Source organism: Fibrivirga algicola (genome assembly GCF_011742925.1).
Lineage (GTDB): Bacteria > Bacteroidota > Bacteroidia > Cytophagales > Spirosomataceae > Fibrella > Fibrella algicola.
The window spans coordinates 1-271 of the sequence record NZ_WAEL01000050.1 but is presented as its reverse complement, the minus strand read 5'-3'; the positions used below and the strand labels follow the sequence as shown (position 1 = coordinate 271).

The window sequence follows — 271 nt, the reverse complement described above, 5'->3', positions numbered from 1 at the left end:
GCCCGTAGCCAGCAACGTGGCGCTGGTGGTGTTACAGATGGTAGCGCTGCTGAGCGTAGCCGTCACCGATGGGTTCACCGTTACCGTGGCTGAAGCGACCGTTGAGCAACCAAACTCGTTGGTCACCGTCACGCTGTAGCCTGTAGTCACCGATGGCGATACGACAAGCTCACCGGTGGTGTTAGACACCCCGTTGCTGAACAGATACGAGGTGCCACCCGTAGCCAGCAGGGTCGCTGTAGTGGTGTTACAGATGGTGGCGCTGCTAAGC

1 pseudogene is annotated in these 271 nt (G+C 59.4%); it reads right to left on the bottom strand.

The window, feature by feature from the left end:
- Positions 1-271, bottom strand: a pseudogene (locus F7231_RS27160) (hypothetical protein); the annotation flags it as partial.